This window comes from Flavobacterium sp. DW-iso2, assembly GCF_058725285.1.
In genome coordinates this window covers 48,581-68,598 of record NZ_JBZXDY010000022.1, presented here as the reverse complement: position 1 = coordinate 68,598, position 20,018 = coordinate 48,581, and the positions used below count along the sequence as shown (strand labels likewise).

Genomic DNA, 20,018 nt, shown 5'->3' with positions numbered 1-20,018 from the left:
GAGAAGTTATTCGGGGGACTGTCTGAGAAAAATTTCATATAGACGATTCTCAGAGACCCATTTTGAGTTTATTCACACACTGACGTTATATGAGAGCTAATTCGCCACATAAAACATAATTAAAAATCCTATTGAAATGAGAAAACATACAATTTTAGCAATCTTAATTTTTTTGAATATTAATTTATTTGCGCAAGTTCAAATTGAAGAAAATGGAAATTATATTAAAACATATAGCATTTCACCTACTATACATTGGGGTTATTTAATCAAATTAAACACACGTAATGGACAATTATGGCAAATTGATTTAAATCATAAAAAAACAAATCAATTTGAAATTCCCGCGACTAATTTGCCTTTGGTTGAAAAAACAAATGAAGTAGATAATAGGTTTAAACTCTTTCCCGCTGATCATTATAATTTCCTACTACTAGACCAAATAAATGGAAAAATATGGCAATATACTTGGGATATTAGACTTGAAAAAAACAAGATTTCACCTATAAATAATTCTACTTTAATTGAAGAAAAAAACATCATAGAAAATAGATTCACATTATATCCCACTATAGATAGCAGGTATTTTTTACTTCTTGATAAAATAAATGGTAAACTTTGGCAACTAAATTGGTCAGTAAAAACTGATAAAAATGAATTTATACCGATTCAATAAATAATTTAAACATCCATTTATTCCAGAAGAAAAATTATAAATTAGACGTTTGAACAAGTTGTTTTACAAAAATTGAAACGTGAAAATTGAAACCAAAAGCTAACGTGTTAAAATTGAATTGAGATCATAGAAAATTTAAACTTACAAAGCAGAAAAGTAAAAAATTTTGCATAAAAATTAAAATTTACGGTTAAAATAGCCCTCATATATCCGTCGTTTGGCAATATGGCGGGATTTGGCTTAATTTGAAGATGGTTTTGTACTTGGAAAATTAGTCATTAACCGAAAGATTAGGCTTCCTTAATCCGCCACATCGCCAAGCGACCAAACGTCAGGCTGTGAAAAAACTAATTCAAAAAGAGAAGTTATTCGGGGGACTGTCTGAGAAAAATTTCATATAGACGATTCTCAGAGACCCATTTTGAGTTTATTCACAGACTGACGTTGCCTGAAATTTAAAACCAAAATTACTATGGAAAAAACCAAAAAAGCGGTACTAAAGTTCTCATTCTTTAGTTTTATGAGTCTATTAATGCTACTAAATTCATGTCAAAATGACAATGAGACTCAAATTCAATTAGCTACAGAAATAAACAAAATTTCAAAAGAAAATGCAATTGATATTGCTAAAAACTTAACATTAACTGAGCAAAAATCTTCTAAATTCAGTAAAGGTGCTGAAAGTAAAAAAATTGGAATAGTTTTTCCTATATTAACTAAAAAAAATGAAACAGCGTTTTATGTGATAAACTACCAAAATGGAGGTTTTATAATAGTATCTGCTGACAACAGAAACAGTCCTATTTTAGCTTTTTCAGACAATTCAACTTTTCAAAAAGACACATTAAATTATCCGGAAGGTCTTAAAGATTGGTTATATTTCCAAACAAAAAATATTGAAAATATTAAAACTGAAAATAAGCCACAATCTGAAATTAAAAAGCAAGAATGGAATCAAGTTAATAGAATAGCACCCAATGACCCAACAGTTTGTCCGAACGACGTAGTTGAGACAGTTGGTCCTTTACTATCTTCAACTTGGGGGCAATGGTATGGATATAATAATCTAGTTCCATTTGAATGTATTGGTAATCCAAATAATAGATCTCCTACAGGATGTGTTGCAACTGCAATGGCACAAATAATGAAATATTATCAAAAACCTAGTACTTATAACTGGGCAAATATGCCAAGCTCATACGGTACAAATGACACTGCTATACTAATGAGAGATATTGGAGGGGCGGTTAGGATGAGTTATGGATGTAATGGTTCCAGTGCAAATTCAGAAGATGAAATTGCATCAACTTTTAGAGATGATTTTCATTACTCAAACGCATCAGGGGGTGATTACAACTATCAAGTTGTCGTACAACAACTCAGAGTTAATAAGCCTGTGATTTTAACGGGGGGGGTAGAAAAAAAGATGGTATTTCTTGGAATATGTATACAGATGGTCATGCATGGGTTTGCGATGGCTTCCGTAGTTCAACTTTTTATTCCTATGATGAAATACAAGGTAGTTGTACTGGAATTGGGTATTTTCAATTACACATGAATTGGGGCTGGGGTGATTCCATTAATAACTATAATGGTTGGTATTCATTTAATAATTTTAATCCTAGCACTCATACTTACAATTATCAACCTAAAATGTACTACAATATAACACCTTAAATTAATCATTATGAAAAACTTATTTTATTTATTTTGCACATTACTGCTTTCATGTAGTAAAGATAATAATGTTCAAAGCACATCAATAGATACAGGAATTATTGTTTATTTGAAAGATATAAATGGTAATAATTTATTAAACACAACAAATTATAAAGAGAATAATATTAAAATATTCTATTTAATTAATAATGAAGTAAAAGAATATTATCAATCTAATTTAGACAATCCTAGAGCCTTTAAATTTCTTGTAGATGATTTACCATTACGCATGGCATTAGGCCCCAACACAACAGAAACCGAAGAGTTTCCAATTACTTATATAAAATGGAATGAAACTGATACTGACACTATAAAATGTCATTTCAGAAGAGAATCTGGCAATGATGGATCTTTGCTTCAATGTGATAAAATTTGGTATAATAATAAATTTGTATGGGATATGTCAAACCCGCAAAATAAAGACAGAAGTATTAATATAATAAAGTAAAAGTAAACTTCAGGCAACCGTCGTTTGTGTCTATTGTGGGATTTAGTGGAATTAGCGTTGTTTTTCAAGTTTACGTTCAGCCGAAAATACTCGGCTTCGAAAGTCCCCAACCTCGTGTAGCGCTGGGACGTCAGGCTGTGAAAAAACTCCATTTTTCACTGAATTACATCAAAATTTATAGTTGTATAATTCAATATAGACACGCTAAACAAGCTTGTTTTTTAAGCAGCAATTCCTAAGTCCAATCCGAATAAGTCGTTAAAAGCCATCGTAATTCTATATTGCGAGCGCATTACTTATCTGGCTTTACTTATATTTTTTTATTTGATTTATTGAAATTCGTGATATGCTTTGCAGTTCTGGAACTTCTTAGACCCTTGAGATAACCGTATCAATAGATCTTTAGAAAAACTTTTGTATCAAAGCTCGGGCGACCTTCCGTCTTTAAGGTTTGAATAGAAAAACCTAAAGTGTGTAATGATACCGCTTCGACAAAAGCATCAATAAAACGAACGGGGTTTTCTGGTAAAATAGTATCTTCTAAACTAGAAAAAACCATCTGATTGCGCGCAATTCCTGTGATGTGTTGCATCATTAAATATACAACTTTTCTGTCTAATAATTAGATTATTTGTTTATATTTGATAGAATTAAACGGAGGTTTTTTCACAGACTGACGTTAGTGGCAACCTTACATGAAAGCCGAAGAAATGAGAACTAATTTAGAAAAATTAATTAATCGAATGTGTGACAGGAATACTGAAAAATCAGATTCCGAAAGTATAGCTTATAATGCATATCGAGAAGTCGATAAATTTACTGATAAAAATTTATTACCTACACTTTTTGAGATTGCTAATAGTGAATTAGATGAAAATAAAAGAGATAAAGCCTATTATATAATTAGCAAAATTGCAATAATTAATAATGATGTTGAATCGTTAAACTTTCTTTTACAAAAACTTAAAAAAGAAAAAAACAAAACGATTATTGAAAATTTACTAAACATCATCTCCTCTTTTGAAAAACCGAAAGAAACTAATTTAGAAAATGTTTTCAACTTTCTAAATAACAAATCTAAAACTCTTCGCTATCGTGCTATTTGTGCATTAAAAAACTGTGAAACTATTGATTGTGAAAATAAATTAATTGAAGTTTTGGAAAATTCAATTAATCATTATGAAATATTGTATTCACTTCAATCTCTTTCTTCATCAGGTTCAGAACGAAGTCTGTCAAAAATTAAAGAATTTATAAATCATTCGAAAGAAGACATATCAGGAAGCGCTTTGGGAGCAATCTTAATGATAGCAAAAGAAAAAGAACTCGCTCTATACATAGAACAGTTAAAAAAAGGCAAAAATAAATTTATAGCACTTGAAGGAGTCGTTAAATTCGGAAATATAGAAGCTATTCCAAATGTTACTAAAAGGATAAAAGAATTGATTTCGAAAAAACGAAATATTGAAGTTATAGGTTTACATGGCTATACTGAACTTATAATTGCAATGATCTTTTTAATTAAATTCCCACACTTTAAAGTTATTAAAGATATTTATTCACTCTTAGAAATCAAAAAAGAATACTATTTATGGGAAAGCGAAAAAGAATGGTTAATGAATAATCCGATTAATAAAGGCAGCCACTAACAGCTAAGGCTTTGTTGGGCTTGAAAAGCCAACAATGAACCCGCGGTTGAACGGAACCGGTTGAGATTCCACTAACTCTATGGAGTTATCGTAAAATAATTTGAAGGATTACAAGAGGATTTAGTTTCCTCTTTTTTTTTGCAGTACGATTACAGTGGTTTTTATCGTGATTTCCTTGACTTTTTGACACAACTTCCCTTACCCACAAAGTTAATTTTCACAGGGACCTGAACTTTGGCTATCGCCAAGATACCAAGCAGGCGGACCACGCTAATCAAAGACCAAAATAGTACATAAATTACCCGCTCAACAAAGTTGGCTGAGCAAAGCCCCTGTTTGATATTTATGTTGCCATCCTAGTTTGCAGATACAAAGTCAGCAGGCATTGCAACGAGTGAAAATTTATTTCAAAATTCTTTATTGTATGAAAAACCACAATAACTTTAGTTAAATGTGCTCGAAATCTATTATAGCGGCAATAACTAGTTTTATGGCTCGTTATATTTTCTAACAAAAACTAGTTTTATACTTAGTTACGAATTCAAAGGATTTTAACTCATGAAGCACATTACAATTGCGGCAATCGCCCTATTTCTTTTTACAGCAAACACTTTTAGTCAAACTCCAAACAAAATTATCGATTCAGGTACCGTAGAAGGTCAGTTTCAGAATCTTATTGATAAATCAAATAGTTTTCAGGATTACAAAGTCATTAAAAAAACTTCGTTACTTAAGTTACAATCGAATGTCCTTGATTCTCTCAAAGTTTCAAAAAACAAAGTTTTAGCTAATGTAGACTTTCTTAATTCCCAAAAACGAGTTATTGACAACTTACAAGCCAAATCAACTGCCTCAGAAACTGTTGTTTCCAACTTAAGATCGCAAAAGGATAGTATATCACTTTTGGGTATTCAATTAGAAAAAACGTTTTTTAAAACATTATTTTTCCTTATTGTCATTGGATTGATTGCTACATTAGTGTTTTTTATTTTTAAATTTAAACAGAGTAATATTATAACCGTAGAAAGTAAACTGGCGTTACAACAGTCTGAAAAAGAATTTGAAATCTATAAAGAAAAAGCCTTGGAACGCGAACAGAAAGCAATGCGCAGACTACAGGATGAATTGAATAAAAAGAAAAAAGAATTCGGCGCGGCTCAACCTCGTGGGTAAAAGCCAAAACTTTGAAAACCTAAGGTTGCATCAAACAATAATAGAAAATTTAAAAAAGGGCTGTTGAAAACGTATCAACGTCCCTTTTTTTATGGCTATCGCTACTTAATATTCTGGCATCCTGAAAATTTAGTGTTAGATGGCTAGCGCTAAAAGCCACACACGTTTAAAGTTTCTTCGGTGAGTGAACTCTCGCACAAACGACTAACCAGATCGCTGGGAGTGTGCCGTGAATAACTAATGGCTGCGATCATTAGTCAATGTCGTATAAGAGGAGGGAGTAGGTCTTCCGCAATCGCTGTGCAAGCAGAGGTTTCAACGAGCCCCCTGGTGCTTTGAAAGTAATGGATAGATATCGAACGGAAAGGGGAAAAGGCTAACTAGATTAATCAGGTGAGAATAAGAGAAATGAACGCAAGTAAACCTGCGATGAAGTTGTGAGACATTGGAACATTTTGTCACCAGTATATTTATCCGAGAATAGGTGATAATTATAGTAACCACTTACTTACTGGCTATAACGCAAACGCAATAAAGAAGGCATGACCCTTATTTAGACTCTTATACGGAACTCAGGAAGTCCTTATGAAATGTCAAGAGAACGGCACAAGTGGGCAGTACCCGCAAGGCTTAAAGTATCAAATTTCATAAGGATGACGGATGGTGTTATAGTAGTGATGAAGCTTTTGTAATGAAAGTGAAGCGAAGAACATTAGTTATACAGTTATTGGTATATTAACAACTTAATCAAATTAAGGATGACTAATTTATTTATGACAGAATCAAAACAAATTCCGATAACCAAAAGATGGTAAGGGAAACATACCGAAAGGTCAATTCTATCAAAGTTAGTGCAGGAGTAGCTGAAGAAAGCGTGAAAGAATTTCAATAAAATTTATTAAAGAATCTGTACAAAATTTGGAAGGGAATGAGCTCTGGAAGTTACTTTCGGCAAGCGTTCAAGGAGGTTATTATTCCTAAAACAGACGGAGGTCAGCACAAATTAGGCATCCCGACCATTAGTGACCGATATGCAACAATGTTTTATCATTGGTAACTTTTTAAAACGATTTGATTTGTATGACAAGAGCCGTATGAAGCGAGATTCTCGTACGGTTCTGTAAGGCACTTGATGCTGTTATAAGACAAAAAAAAACAAAGCAGAATCCAACGTTGTGCTTGGATAGACTACTAATTTGATGCTTTCTGCAAGAAAAGAAATTGTACATTTGTATAAAAAGCTTTTAAACAAAATAAAATGAATAAGAACGGAGCAATTATTATCGTTGAAGATGACACTGATGATCAAGAGATGTTTATTGAAGTGTTTAAAGAACTCAATTATAAAAACGAACTTATTTTTTTTAATGATGGCCAAGAAGCGCTTAGCTATTTGACCGCAAAAACCAGTGAGCCTTTCATTGTTTTTTCTGATATTAATATGCCAAAGTTAAGTGGCATGGAGTTGAGAAATAAAATTCATGAAAACGAAGATGTACGATTAAAAACGATCCCGTACTTGTTTTTTACAACAAGCGCTGAACAAGAAGCTGTTGTCGACGCTTACTCAAAATCTATTCAAGGATTTTTTATCAAGCCTTCTCGTTTTCAAGATTTAAAAAGTGTAATAAAGACAATCGTGGAGTATTGGCAAAAGTGCGAATCTCCAAATTATGTTAAATAACTTGAATCGTGAAACAGATTGTTTAGTCCTAAATTCAAAGGACAGTTTACGCTCTATTTGAACAACACATCTTCCGAGGGAGAGCGGCACCCAAACATGCATTTTTCATCGGGGAGGCTGATATGTAAACTTGTAGTTGGTAGCTTATATTTAACTCCAGTAAATATTAGCGGTTTTGTGATTGAAAATCCCGCCAGAATGCAAAGATCAAAAACGTAGTGCACAACTCTTTAAGGATAAGCAACCATTGATGAAAGAAATCACCAATCAATAAAGTAGAAGCAGTAAATTCAATTTGCCTCCGCTTCTGCAAAATAAAAAAATGCTACTCTTTTTGTTTTATCTGGTCTGGCCACTTCGTAGAAAGTGACTGGCTAAATTTGAATAGAATAGAAGAGAATAAAAAACTTAAATAATACTATCAAAGGCGCAGTTATTGCTTTACCTTTAGACTCTTCTAATCACAGAAAAAATGACAACTCATAAAGTTTTAATGATCGTAGAGGATGACGTGGACGACCGTCTTTATTTTAGTAATGCCGCGAAGGAAATCAATGCGTCCAATGAGTGTATTGGAGCATGGAACGGAGCACAGGCTTTGGAACTATTGCACAAGGCAAAAAAACTACCTGATTTTATTTTTATTGACATCAACATGCCAGTGATGAACGGATTAGACTGTTTGGAAAAATTAAAGGAAGATGAGCAACTAAAAAATATTCCCGTGATTATTTACACCGCATCCCAATACCACAAGAATAGTGATTATACCCGCGAACTTGGTGCATCCTCTTTTATCACCAAGCCAGTAGATCTAAAAAAACTTCCGCAGCTAATAATTTTAGCAATGGAGCAGGCGAAGCAAAACATACATCATCAATAATTATTTTTAGTTTCAATGGCAGCACCAAAAAAAATTAAGACTCAACCGTCTGCCACCGTGCAGAACTTTCCTGTAGTAGGAATCGGTGCATCAGCAGGAGGGCTTGATGCATTTAAGCGATTACTTACTGTTATACCAGAAAGTTCTGGAATGGCGTATGTGTTGGTGCAGCATCTTGACCCGTCACACGAAAGTTTTTTACCTGAGATCTTACAACGCGTTACTAAAATTCCCGTATTTGAGATTACTGAAGACATTCATCTTGCACCTAACAATATCTACATCATTCCTTCCAACAAAATTTTAATATCAACCGATGGGGTACTCCAACTTTCTCCCAGAAACAAGAAGACTACTAATTTCTCCATTGATATTTTTTTTACTTCATTGGCCGAAGTGCACAAAAAATTTGCAGTTGGTGTTGTATTATCAGGTACAGGCAGCGATGGAACACAAGGTTTGAAAGCCATCAAAGAATACGGAGGCATAGGCATTGCACAGGACAAGGAATCAGCCGCGTATGATAGTATGCCGCAAAGTGCTATCCATGCGGGAGTAGTTGATTTTATTTTAGCTCCCGAAAAAATACCCGCGCAGCTTTTGCAAATTAACAGCGCGTATAACACAAGCCAGGTTTACAAAGTAGAAAAGCAACTTGTTAAAGATGATGATATTTTCAAACAAATTATTTTGTTGCTTCGCCAGCGAAGCGGTGTTGATTTTGCATACTATAAGCAACAAACCTTACAGCGGCGCATAGCAAGGAGAAGTGCTATTGTAAAAAAGAAAAATATTACCAGCTATTTAGAATTTTTAAGCTCCAATACAGCTGAACAAGATGCACTTTTTCAAGATGTTCTCATTCCAGTTACTTCTTTTTTTCGTGATCCGAAAACTTTTCAGGCATTAACAGAAACAGTTTTCCCTACTTTTCTAAAAAATAAAAATGATGATGCACCTATACGTATATGGATTTCGGGATGTTCTACAGGCGAAGAAGCATATTCAATCGCCATCTGCCTAGACGAATTTTTGGGAGAGAAAGCACAGAATAAAAAAATTCAAATCTTCGCTTCAGATATTTCTGAAAAAGCAATTAAAATAGCACGCGCAGGAATTTATACTAAAGCTGATGTTGAAATACTTTCTGCGTCACGAATCCAAAATTATTTCACAAAAAATGGGGACGGTTATGAAGTGAGCAAACACATTCGTGATATGTGCGTGATTGCTCCTCACAATTTTTTAAAAGACCCTCCATTTGCAAAAATGGATTTAATCAGTTGCCGCAATGTGCTTATCTACATGGATACTTTTTTGCAGAAGAAAGCATTTGCCACCTTTCATTACGCGCTGAAAGAAAACGGATTTCTTCTTCTCGGTAAATCTGAAACAGTAGGTGCATCCTCCGATTTGTTTACTCAAGTGGAGAAGAATGAAAAAATTTATTCGCGCAAGCCAACTCCGGGTCGGTTCACGCATGTTCCCACCGAACGCAAAGACGAAAGGATGACAACAAAAGATAAATCCGCAACCAAAATTGAAGTGAAGCAAACTGATTTCCGAAAAAGTGCAGAGGCGATCATGATTTCCAGATCACCTGCAAGCGTAACAGTGAATGAGCAATTGGACATTGTGCATATTCACGGAGATATTACACCTTTTCTTCAAGTACCGCAGGGTAAACCCACTCACAATCTAGTGAAAATGGCACGAGAAGGCTTAGGGTTTGAATTGCGAAACGCCATTCACAAAGCCTCCAAGGAACAAATAACAATTACCAAATTAGATATTCCTGTAAAAACTAACGCTACCATGAATGACGAAGTGGGGCGGGAAAAGCAATTTTTGGTGGCGATAGAAATCATTCCGCTCACTGATACCGTGGAACGACATTACTTAATTCGATTTGAGAAAACCGCCATTCCTGCGCATCAAGAAGAAAAATTATCCTTATCAGGAAAAACAAAAATAGACCTAGCAGAAAAACACAATGAGCAATTAGAAAAAGAATTGGCCCACATCCGCGAAGACATGCGATCCATTACAGAAGACATGGAAGCCTCTAACGAAGAATTGCAAAGTGCCAACGAAGAATTGCAAAGCAGTAATGAGGAGATGCAAAGTTTGAATGAAGAGTTAGAAACATCCAAAGAGGAACTGCAATCAACAAATGAAGAACTTATCATCGTAAATCAAGAATTACTCGACAAGCAGGAACAGTTCAATACCGCTCGCTACTATGCTGAAAGCATTGTGACTACAATCCGCGAACCGCTTATCGTACTTGATAAAAGACTCTGTATCAAAACAGCCAATGCATCCTTTTACAAAAAATTTAATACAGAAGAGCAAGATACAGAAGGAAAATTATTTTACGAAATTCAAAATCATCAATGGGATGATAATTTGATGCGCTCCTTGCTTGAAAAAATTCTTCCAGAACGTGAACGCCTTACCGACTTTGAAATCAGTCTCAATTTTCCTTCCATCGGTAAACGTACTTTGCTGCTGAACGCACTGCAAATTATAAATGAAAAAAATTCAGAGAAGTTAATTCTCCTTGCCATTGAAGATATAACGGAACGGAAATTAGCAGAGCAAAAATTAAAAACATTTGCCGAAGAATTAGAAAAACAGGTAAAAGAGCGAACCGCAGCACTCCATAAATCAAACGAGGAATTAAAGCAAAGTAATAGTCATTTAGACCAGTTTGCTAATGTAGCTAGTCACGATTTGCAAGAGCCGTTGAGAAAAATTTTAACCTTTTCCAACCGCTTGCAAGATAAACACCAAAACGAGATGAGCACAGAAGTACTCTACTATCTCAACAAAATACAAGGTGCATCCAGCCGCATGAGAACACTTATACAAGACCTGCTCAATTATTCGCGACTGCTCCAACACGAAAAAATATTTTCAACGACTGACCTAAACGAAACAGTGAAAAACGTTTTAAATGATTTTGACTTATTAATAGAAGAAAAGAAAGCAAAAATAACGATTGATTATCTACCTATGGTTGATGCGGTCCCTGTGCAAATGAACCAGCTTTTTTACAACCTCATTAGCAACGCTCTTAAATTTTCTAAAACAGATGTTCCGCCTGTTATTAACATTACATCACGAATACTTTCAGAAAAAGAAGTTGAAAAATATCCCTCCTTTAATCCTTCGATTCCTTATGTCGAAATAATTTTCAAGGACAATGGCATCGGCTTTGAACAACAATATGCAAAACAAATATTCATTATCTTCCAACGTCTGCATGATAAAGAAACTTACATTGGCACAGGTATTGGTTTAGCATTGTGTAAAAAAATTATTGAAAACCATCACGGAGAAATTTTTTCAAATTCAAAAGAAAATGAAGGTGCATTCTTTCATGTAATACTACCTCTTATACAACCGTAATAAATAACAAAACCAGAAACTATGGAGGAAATGATTTTTATGATAATAGACGATGATAAAGACGACAGGTTCTTTTTCAAAGAAGCACTAACAAAAATGCTTTCTTCTGTAAAATGTTTAGGTGCAAATGGCGGTATAGAAGCGCTTGAACTATTGAGAAAGGCAGAGCAGCTGCCGCATTTTATATTCCTCGATTTAAATATGCCCCACATGGATGGACGTGAATGCTTGAAGCAACTAAAAAGCGATCAAAAACTAAAAAATATTCCAGTAATTATGTATTCCACTTCTTTTTCAGAAGATACTATAAAAGAACTATACGAACTTGGGGCATCACGGTTTCTCAATAAACCAGCGGATATTAATCAACTTCCCGCTCAAGTTCTTGAAGCAATCAAAAGACCTAAAATACTCTCTTAATGATGTCACTAATGCGTTAACATAGTTGCAAGTTTCCATCAACAACTTGTTCTAGACATTCATATAAATTTGATTGCAGAAAACAGCATTCGCCGTGAACGAAGTAAAGTAGATCAGCAAAGTATTCTCAAACAAAATAGTCTCGCCGATGCAACAAAATCAAGTAAATGACACATAATTTTGCTTTCATAAAAATAGATAAAAAATTAATTAAACTTCACTTTGATGAAATATTAATCATCAAAGGGTTAGGTAATTACGTTGAAATCCTAACGGTTGAAAATAAAAAACACATTTACTATAAATCTTTAAAAGAACTGATCGACAATTTGCCAAATGAATTTATGCGAGTCCATAATTCGTATATCGTGAATTTAACAAATATCGATTCTTTTGAAGACAATCATATTGTTTTAAAGGGAACTAAAATTTCGGTTTCAAAAAGTTATCGGGAATGTCTAAATGCTGCTATTAATAAGTTTCTGCTTTAACAACCAAATAGAATTTGAAGCCGTTTAAATAGAAAACCCACAAGAGTACATAAATAACTTTTCTAACCTAAATAAACGTAGTTAGTTTGTTTTCAAATCATATAATATGACACGAATAATTTTAAACTAATTTTGTAATTATGGTAATTAAAAAAGGAAATTTGCAACAGGTAAAAACAAAAAAAAATTTTCCGTTAATCGAAGATGTTGCAACAATAGATGGATTAATGAAAACATTTTATGAGGTAGTTTCGGGCGAAGCTGGAGAAAAAAGACAATGGGAAAGAGATTTTTCCATTCACAATCCAAATGCGATTTACTCTTATATGTCAAATGCAAACGGAGAATTTAAACAAGTAACTTTAACAGTGAAAGACTTTCACAAAGAAACCGACGATATGGTTTTAAATTCGGCATTTTATGAAACTGAAATTAATCGAGAAGTAAAAGTATTCGGAAATATTGCAAACGTTTGGAGTACTTATGAAACTCGATTAGAAAAAAAAGGATTTGTTGCAAGACGCGGCATAAATAGCGTTCAGCTTTTTTACGCAAATAACAAATGGGAAATTATTTCTTTAGTTTTTGACAGAGAAACCGAAAACAATAGAATTCCACAACCTTTTGATCCTACATAAAAAGCATAAGAAAAACGCCTAATAAAAACTAAGGTTTTGTAGATTTTATAAACCCTAGGAGGGAGGTAACTATGAATTACAAGCTATGACCAAAGCACATCCCAAGTTTATTTCTAACTGTTTAACGTCGAAACTATAATTCACTAGTCGCTAAAAAAGCCGCTATACAATTAAGTACAGCGGCTTTTTCGACCGATTATCAATCAGTTACTAAACAAAAACTTATCTTTTATTAGAACAAAAACTTTACACCAACTTGTAAGTCTCCAATTTTTCTGTCTCCAACAGAGTTCATCGGATTAGCGTTGAAGTTGAAATTAGTTGTTTTCTCACCAACTTTTGGAGTTGTAGTACTTGAACCAACATTAAAAACTGTGAAAGAAGTTTCAACAGTTAACCATTTATTGATTACATAATCAAAACCAGGAGCTAATTCTAAAGCGACAGATGATGTTTTATCATCGGTAATTTTATCTTTACCCATCATAACTGGCAAAGCAGCTTGTCCGAAGAAAAATAAACCACCAGAAACATTCCAGTATTTTCTAGCTAAAGGTTTAATCACAAAAGTATTAGATTCAGCAAGAGTTGTTGATCCGTCTTTTGTTTTTGAATTGATGTTACCTATTCCAAGCGCAACAGTTACTGAAGGAGAGATAAATGTACCAACAATTGGTAAAATCATATTGTTAGTAGATTTTGCTGTTCCGGTTTCCGATGAACCAAAAGACACTTGGCCAGCAGCCCACCAAATTCCTTGTAAACCTTTACTTTTTTCTTGTGCATTAACGGTTAGACTCATAATTGCCACAGCCGCTACTAGTAAAATTTTTTTCATTTTGTTTTTTATTTTAATATTGTTTTTTTATTATGAGTCAAAATTAGTCGCATCCTTGCGCTTAAAAACTGATATAAATCATGTTTCTTTGTTTATACTGGTTATTCATTAACTATTGTTTAAAATATTTGCATTTTTATTAACTTTTTAACTTTTTTTATCTAAAAAAAACAACTAAACTTAGCGAAAAAGCAAAATTATCCTATCAAATAATCGAAAATTCCATGACTCATTTCGTTTTGGGTACAAATTGAGATAAAATCTATTCGATCAGGAAAATTAATATCATTATTATTTTTAAAAATATTGATAATGAGGTTTTTAGACTTGTTATATTTACCACAACATCTATTTAGAGTAATTCATTTCACCAAAATCAATCAGAAAGAACTACGAAATAAAATTATAAATTATTTTCAGGACATGAAAAGCAGAGGAAGTATTACTAAAATTATCCTATCATAGTTTTTTACTATTTGAAAATTAAATAGCCTCTCATAAATAATGTATCTTTATGGGAGATTTTTTTATTAAAACCATTAAATAAGAGCATATGAATATTGTAATAATAGGCGGAGGATTTGCGGGGATTAACCTTGCCAAAGAACTTTTAAACCAAAAAGGGATTCAGGTAACTCTTGTTGACAAAAACAATTACAATTTCTTTCCGCCACTTATATATCAGGTAGCTACCGCTTTTTTAGAACCTTCTAGTATTAGTTACCCGTTCCGTAAATTTTTTGCAGGAAAGAAGAATCTGAAGTTTCGTCTCGGAAAACTTCTAAAAGTAGTGCCATCCGAAAATAAAATCATACTGCACAATGGCGAATTAAGTTACGACCATCTGGTTTTTGCAACCGGTGCCGAAACGAGCTATTTCGGAATGGAAAACGTAAAGAAAAATGCCATTCCAATGAAAACGCTCAATGATGCCATTGAAATGCGCAATACCATATTAAAAAATTTAGAAAAAGCGGCAATTTGCAAGGACACCAGAGAACGTCGAAAACTCTTGACCATCGTTGTGGCCGGAGGAGGGCCAACCGGAGTGGAAGTTTCCGGAATGTATGCTGAAATGAGAAAGAGTATTTTCCAAAAAGAATACCCAGAACTAGGAACCTCGGCAAGTAATATCTATTTAATCGACGGTGGTCCTGCTTTACTGGCCCCAATGAGTAAAGCCTCGCAGGAAGGTACGCTTGAAGCGCTAACTAAATTGGGAGTGGTAGTACAATTGAATACGCAGGTTGTTGATTATGTAGATGATACCGTGTTTTTGTCTACTGGAAAAACGATTCAAACTAAGAACCTGATTTGGGCTGCTGGCGTATCCGCTATGGTATTTGATGGCATTCCTGCCGAAAGTTACGGTAGAGGAAGACGAATGGCCACCGATGCGTTCAATAAAGTAAACGGAACGGAGAACATTTACGCCATCGGCGATACCTGTATTCAACTCACCGATACCGCTTTTCCTGGCGGACATCCACAAGTGGCGCAAGTTGCAATTCAGCAAGGACTAAATTTGGCAGAAAATTTCAAGTTAATGACCCATAATAAACCTTTAATCCCTTTTAAATACAACGATAAAGGTTCGATGGCGATTATAGGTAAAAATAAAGCTGTAGTTGACTTACCAAAACCCAAAATGCATTTCAATGGCTTTTTTGCTTGGCTGATATGGCTATTCATTCACCTGATCTCCTTAATAACATACCGCAATAGGATACAAACCTTCTTCAACTGGATGATTGCTTATTTCTCTCAAGATCAATCGTTACGAATGATAATCAGACCTGATAAGACGAGAAAAAAAACTAGCAATTAATTTTTAAACATATAAGTCATATAAGTTTCTTTGTATAATTTTAAAAATTAAATACATAGAAATATAGGATTTAATAAACTAAAATGAGTATTTTTTTAAAACCATATAAGTCATATAAGTTTACTTGTATGGCTTATATTTTTTTTTACCATATAAGTCATTATAAGTTTCGTTACATAATTTTAAAAATCTAAACACATAGAAACAGAGAATTTACTAATCTGAAGCGATGAGTAGTTTTATTATAAACATATAAGTCATATAAGTTTTCTTTTATAGTTTCGAATGAATAATCAATTTCCACAACCTCTCTGATTTCTATCTCAAAGCGGAGCTTTCTTTTTAAAGACAAAAAAATCTATGTCTCTATGTGGTTAAAAAAAAAAGTCTCGTGTCCACTAATCCATTGGCTCCTTTAACTTATAGGACTTATATGTTTAAAAAACGCAGCAACTTAATGTTTTACTATAATCTTTCGTTTACCAAAACTTAAAACCACTAACGCCACAATAGTACTAACCATAATAATCACGACCATCGGTACCATAGAATCTTTTACAAAAACACCTACTGCAAATGAAGCAAACGCACCTAATCCCAATTGAATCGCGCCCATTAATGCCGACGCACTACCCGCATTTTTTGCAAATGGAGCCAATGTCAAGGCGGCAGTATTAGGGTTTGAAATACCCAAACAAGCCAGGAATATAAACAGCATCCCGATGGTTTCATACAATCCCAAAAGACCGTTCATAGCAGCGATTAAAAAAGCAATACTAATAACTGATTGTGTAATCAAAGCGCCAAAGATCATTTGCTCACTGCTAAATTTCCTCAGTAACAAGGAGTTCAACTGACTGGCACTGATAAAACTCAACGACATAAAAGCAAAAATCCAACCATAGGTTTTGGCATCCACTTTAAAAATATCCATGAATAGAATAGGGGAGGCGGCAACATAAGTAAATAAACCAGAGAAGGCTATTCCTCCTGTAAACGCATACGTATAAAACTGAGGCTCTCTCACCACACTCCAAAAATTAAGAATAATTGGTTTTGGTTTCAACGAGATGGAAGTATCTGGTTCGTGAGTATGCGGCAACCCAAACTGAGCGGCCAAAAGAACCACAATCCCAATCCCCATTAAAATTAAAAACACAACGTGCCATCCGTAGGCTGCCGTTACATAACCCCCAATTGTTGGGGCTAGCATTGGCGAAAGTCCAACGACTAACATCAATAGAGAAAGTACTTTTGGAATCTCTTTTACAGGAAATAAGTCCCGAACCATAGCAATCGAAGCTACCGTAGCAGCACAACTTCCCACGGCTTGTATGAATCGCAAACCAATAAACGTATCAATATCAGTAACAAATGCGCAACCCAAGGATGCCAAAATGTAAACCAGCAGTCCTATAAACAATGGCTTTTTTCTACCATAGCGGTCTAACAAAGGGCCGTAGAGCAATTGCCCCGCCGAAATCCCGATGAAATAACTCGATAAGGTCATGGCAACTTTGGCCACGGTAGTATTTAAGTCTGCTGCAATTCCAGAAAAACCAGGCAAATACATATCAATTGAAAACGGGCCAAGTGCGGTAAGGAAACCTAAAATTAAAACGAGCTGGAAATATTTTAATTTAGATCTATGTGTTGTAGTACTCAAAATTGCTTTTTTATTTTTTTGCAAAGGTAAAAAATTAAAATCCTAAAAAACCACCGCAGCTCCTTATATAATTCAGCTTTAAAATATTATTTTCAGGAGCTTTTCTCGCTATTTGTTTCAAGCTTTCTGGCTTCAACCCTTTTTCTAAGTCGTGGCAGGAGCTTCCTTTGGTCGCTCTGTCACAACAAGAAAAAAGTAGTTTCAGTCCATAAAGGCTTTTCACTGCTATCAAGGCTAAAATATTTAGTGCAAACGAATCCCGTTTACGTTTTTCCGTAAAGTAACTATCTATTAAGAAGGTATATTTGAAAAAGTATTCAGAACGAGAATATTTTAATCAGAATATTCGTAAAAATAGTATATATTTGAATATGGAGATAAACGCTATGGAATTGCGGGTATCTACCCTAAATAAGGTGTATAGTCGCTATTGAGTGGCGAGGATATACGAGTTGTAGGCTATGTTAAAAAAAAGAAGAAAAAATAACCATCAAAAAACCAAATTTAAATTATGATTATATCATTTCAAACTCTTATTGACACACCTGATTTTTGGAAAATAGCAATTGCATCAATATTTTCAATTATTACAATAACAATTGGATACAAAAATTATAAAAAGAAAAGCCCAAATACTACATCACCACTTCAAATCGAGAATAATCCTCAAATATCTCCAACAAATAATAACGCAAATAATTTAACAGTAAACTTTGCAAGTAATTCTGAACAATTAAATTCAGATAAAACCACACCAGTTATAGAAACTATTGATATTGATAAATTGCGAAAGTCAACATCAATTCTTTTTATTGACGATGACACTAAATTTAAGGTTGTAAAAATTCTTATTAACGAAGGGTGGATTAATACTAAAAGCATAACTGACTTGAAATCTTATAATGATGACGTAATTAAAAACAGTGATATTGTTTTTGTAGATGTTCAAGGAGTCGGTAAAATTTTAGAATGTAAAGATGAAGGTTTAGGACTTGCTCTAAATATAAAAAGTAAATATTCAGATAAAAAAGTAGTAATCTATTCAGCAGTGCAAATTCATAATGTATTTCACGATGCAATTCAAAAGGTAGATTTTCTTCTTTCAAAAGATGCGGAACCGTATGAGTTTATCAGTTTAATTGAAAGATTTAGTAAAGAATTAAACTAATGAGTACATATGTCAAACTCATAAATAAAGACAATGTAATTATTTATTCTAATTTACCCAAAGAACAAGATTACTATTTTGAGCTTTGCGAAAATAAAACAGAAATCATTGAAAAATGTGAATTTACAGGTAAAAAAATTAGACACGGCAAAATTAATTCTGAAAACGGAATAGCATATTTAATTACATTTAATTCTGAATTAATAAATAAACCGAGATATTTCAAAGAAAAATTAACTATTTATTCTGAACAAATTCAAGAAATAAATAATATCAAAAATAAATTAACTCAAGATATTCAAGCAGATAATCGAAGACTAATTCATAACATCACTTCATTTAACGGACATAATATTCAAGAATTATATGTGGTTGTTCCAGAAGAAAAATTAAGCAAAGATTACAGAAAAGTAAAAGAAACGATAAAAACATATTTGTCTAAAGATCCTGACGCTGTTGCAGATGCATTCTTAAGAATTGCAAAAAATAGTATTGCAATGAAAGCAGAATTTACGGTTTTTAAAAAATTAGATGGCGGTTCTGCAACACTTCAAAAACAACAACATTATATTAGAAAAGTAGTTTTAACAGTTTTGCATGTTTTTTATCAAGATTTTAAAGAATTAGATGTTCATGTTTTAGTTGAAGATAATGAAAAACTTTTAAAATTTGATTTTGAAACGATTAGAGTTGCACTTTACCATATTATAGATAATACAGCGAAATATATTTCACCAAATACACAATTGAAAATACTTTTTTCTGAAAATATAGATAATAATAATTTCAGTCTAATCGTAGAAATGATTAGTATGGAAATAAAACCAAATGAATTAGATGATGTTCTTCGTGAAGGATATTCAGGAGTTTATGCCAAGCAAAGTGGAAAAAACGGGGATGGATTAGGTTTGTATATTGTAAATAGAATTTTAAATTTAAATGATGCAAAATTAATTGTTCACATAAATCAATTACCACTTTACTCTAAAAAGATCGAAGGAATTAATTATGTTAGAAATACATTTGAAATCGTATTTGACAACTAAAAACACAGCCTACAACCGCTGTTTTGAGCTAGTGGGGTTTTAGTGGAATTATCGCTTCGCATCAAGTTTTCTTTAAGCCGTAAAATTAGCGGCTACGAAGCGTACACAATCTATAAGATATAAAAAAAAAGCCAAATCAACCACAAAAACAACCGAAATAGAATTGTAGGTCTATTTCGGGTTTTATATTTTAAAAAGTAAATTTATACGTAACTCATATAATCATATCAGACTAAAGTAGTGCTTGATAACACTTAAACAAAAAAAAAACGGGACA

General features: G+C 33.3%; 17 protein-coding genes. 14 read left to right on the top strand and 3 right to left on the bottom strand.

What is annotated here, in order from left to right:
- The first annotated feature begins 136 nt into the window (after positions 1-136).
- The 3 genes from AC4PRO_RS14015 to AC4PRO_RS14005 all read left to right on the top strand — a co-directional run bounded on the left by AC4PRO_RS14015 (position 137) and on the right by AC4PRO_RS14005 (position 2,843).
- Positions 137-676, top strand: coding sequence for a hypothetical protein (locus AC4PRO_RS14015; protein WP_492117767.1), 540 nt, complete (start codon positions 137-139; stop codon positions 674-676).
- 472 nt (positions 677-1,148) lie between these two features.
- Entirely contained in the window at positions 1,149-2,234 is a 1,086-nt protein-coding gene (locus AC4PRO_RS14010; protein ID WP_492117766.1) for a C10 family peptidase, read from the top strand.
- 129 nt (positions 2,235-2,363) lie between these two features.
- Positions 2,364-2,843, top strand: coding sequence for a hypothetical protein (locus AC4PRO_RS14005; protein WP_492117765.1), 480 nt, complete (start codon positions 2,364-2,366; stop codon positions 2,841-2,843).
- A 391-nt stretch (positions 2,844-3,234) separates the two neighbouring features.
- Here AC4PRO_RS14005 and AC4PRO_RS14000 read toward each other — a convergent pair whose 3' ends face one another.
- Positions 3,235-3,438 (bottom strand): transposase, encoded by a 204-nt coding sequence (locus AC4PRO_RS14000; RefSeq protein WP_492117764.1) that lies wholly within the window; start codon positions 3,436-3,438, stop codon positions 3,235-3,237.
- Between the two features lie 100 nt (positions 3,439-3,538).
- Between AC4PRO_RS14000 and AC4PRO_RS13995 the strand changes: the two genes are divergently transcribed.
- The 8 genes from AC4PRO_RS13995 to AC4PRO_RS13960 all read left to right on the top strand — a co-directional run bounded on the left by AC4PRO_RS13995 (position 3,539) and on the right by AC4PRO_RS13960 (position 13,195).
- A complete protein-coding gene (locus AC4PRO_RS13995) occupies positions 3,539-4,492 on the top strand; it encodes a hypothetical protein (protein WP_492117763.1) in 954 nt (317 codons plus the stop codon).
- A gap of 558 nt (positions 4,493-5,050) precedes the next feature.
- Positions 5,051-5,665 (top strand): hypothetical protein, encoded by a 615-nt coding sequence (locus AC4PRO_RS13990; protein WP_492117762.1) that lies wholly within the window; start codon positions 5,051-5,053, stop codon positions 5,663-5,665.
- Between the two features lie 1,258 nt (positions 5,666-6,923).
- Positions 6,924-7,349: a response regulator gene (locus AC4PRO_RS13985; RefSeq protein WP_492117761.1), complete on the top strand. Its 426-nt coding sequence runs from the start codon at positions 6,924-6,926 to the stop codon at positions 7,347-7,349.
- A gap of 472 nt (positions 7,350-7,821) precedes the next feature.
- A complete protein-coding gene (locus AC4PRO_RS13980; RefSeq protein ID WP_074723291.1) occupies positions 7,822-8,232 on the top strand; it encodes a response regulator in 411 nt (136 codons plus the stop codon).
- A gap of 15 nt (positions 8,233-8,247) precedes the next feature.
- A complete protein-coding gene (locus AC4PRO_RS13975; protein ID WP_492117760.1) occupies positions 8,248-11,646 on the top strand; it encodes a CheR family methyltransferase in 3,399 nt (1,132 codons plus the stop codon).
- Between the two features lie 21 nt (positions 11,647-11,667).
- Positions 11,668-12,066, top strand: coding sequence for a response regulator (locus AC4PRO_RS13970; RefSeq protein ID WP_492117759.1), 399 nt, complete (start codon positions 11,668-11,670; stop codon positions 12,064-12,066).
- A gap of 167 nt (positions 12,067-12,233) precedes the next feature.
- The gene (locus tag AC4PRO_RS13965; protein WP_492117758.1) at positions 12,234-12,557 is read left to right on the top strand and encodes a LytR/AlgR family response regulator transcription factor; all 324 of its coding nucleotides are present in this window, start codon (positions 12,234-12,236) and stop codon (positions 12,555-12,557) included.
- Positions 12,558-12,697: 140 nt separating this feature from the next.
- Positions 12,698-13,195 (top strand): hypothetical protein, encoded by a 498-nt coding sequence (locus AC4PRO_RS13960; protein ID WP_492117757.1) that lies wholly within the window; start codon positions 12,698-12,700, stop codon positions 13,193-13,195.
- Positions 13,196-13,427: 232 nt separating this feature from the next.
- Here the strand turns inward: AC4PRO_RS13960 and AC4PRO_RS13955 are convergent, their stop codons facing one another.
- Positions 13,428-14,033: a hypothetical protein gene (locus tag AC4PRO_RS13955; RefSeq protein WP_492117756.1), complete on the bottom strand. Its 606-nt coding sequence runs from the start codon at positions 14,031-14,033 to the stop codon at positions 13,428-13,430.
- Between the two features lie 553 nt (positions 14,034-14,586).
- Between AC4PRO_RS13955 and AC4PRO_RS13950 the strand changes: the two genes are divergently transcribed.
- Complete coding sequence (locus AC4PRO_RS13950; protein WP_492117755.1) at positions 14,587-15,861, top strand: NAD(P)/FAD-dependent oxidoreductase; 1,275 nt, start codon at positions 14,587-14,589, stop codon at positions 15,859-15,861.
- Positions 15,862-16,315: 454 nt separating this feature from the next.
- Here AC4PRO_RS13950 and AC4PRO_RS13945 read toward each other — a convergent pair whose 3' ends face one another.
- Positions 16,316-17,527, bottom strand: coding sequence for a multidrug effflux MFS transporter (locus AC4PRO_RS13945; protein WP_492117754.1), 1,212 nt, complete (start codon positions 17,525-17,527; stop codon positions 16,316-16,318).
- Positions 17,528-18,038: 511 nt separating this feature from the next.
- Here AC4PRO_RS13945 and AC4PRO_RS13940 point away from each other — a divergent pair.
- Together AC4PRO_RS13940 and AC4PRO_RS13935 are read left to right on the top strand one after the other, a co-directional pair.
- Entirely contained in the window at positions 18,039-18,695 is a 657-nt protein-coding gene (locus tag AC4PRO_RS13940; protein WP_492117753.1) for a response regulator, read from the top strand.
- Positions 18,695-19,741 carry a sensor histidine kinase gene (locus AC4PRO_RS13935; protein WP_492117752.1) on the top strand — a complete coding sequence of 349 codons (1,047 nt, stop codon included), beginning with the start codon at positions 18,695-18,697 and terminating at the stop codon, positions 19,739-19,741. The genes AC4PRO_RS13940 and AC4PRO_RS13935 overlap by 1 nt, the downstream gene beginning before the upstream one ends.
- Positions 19,742-20,018: the final 277 nt, after the last annotated feature.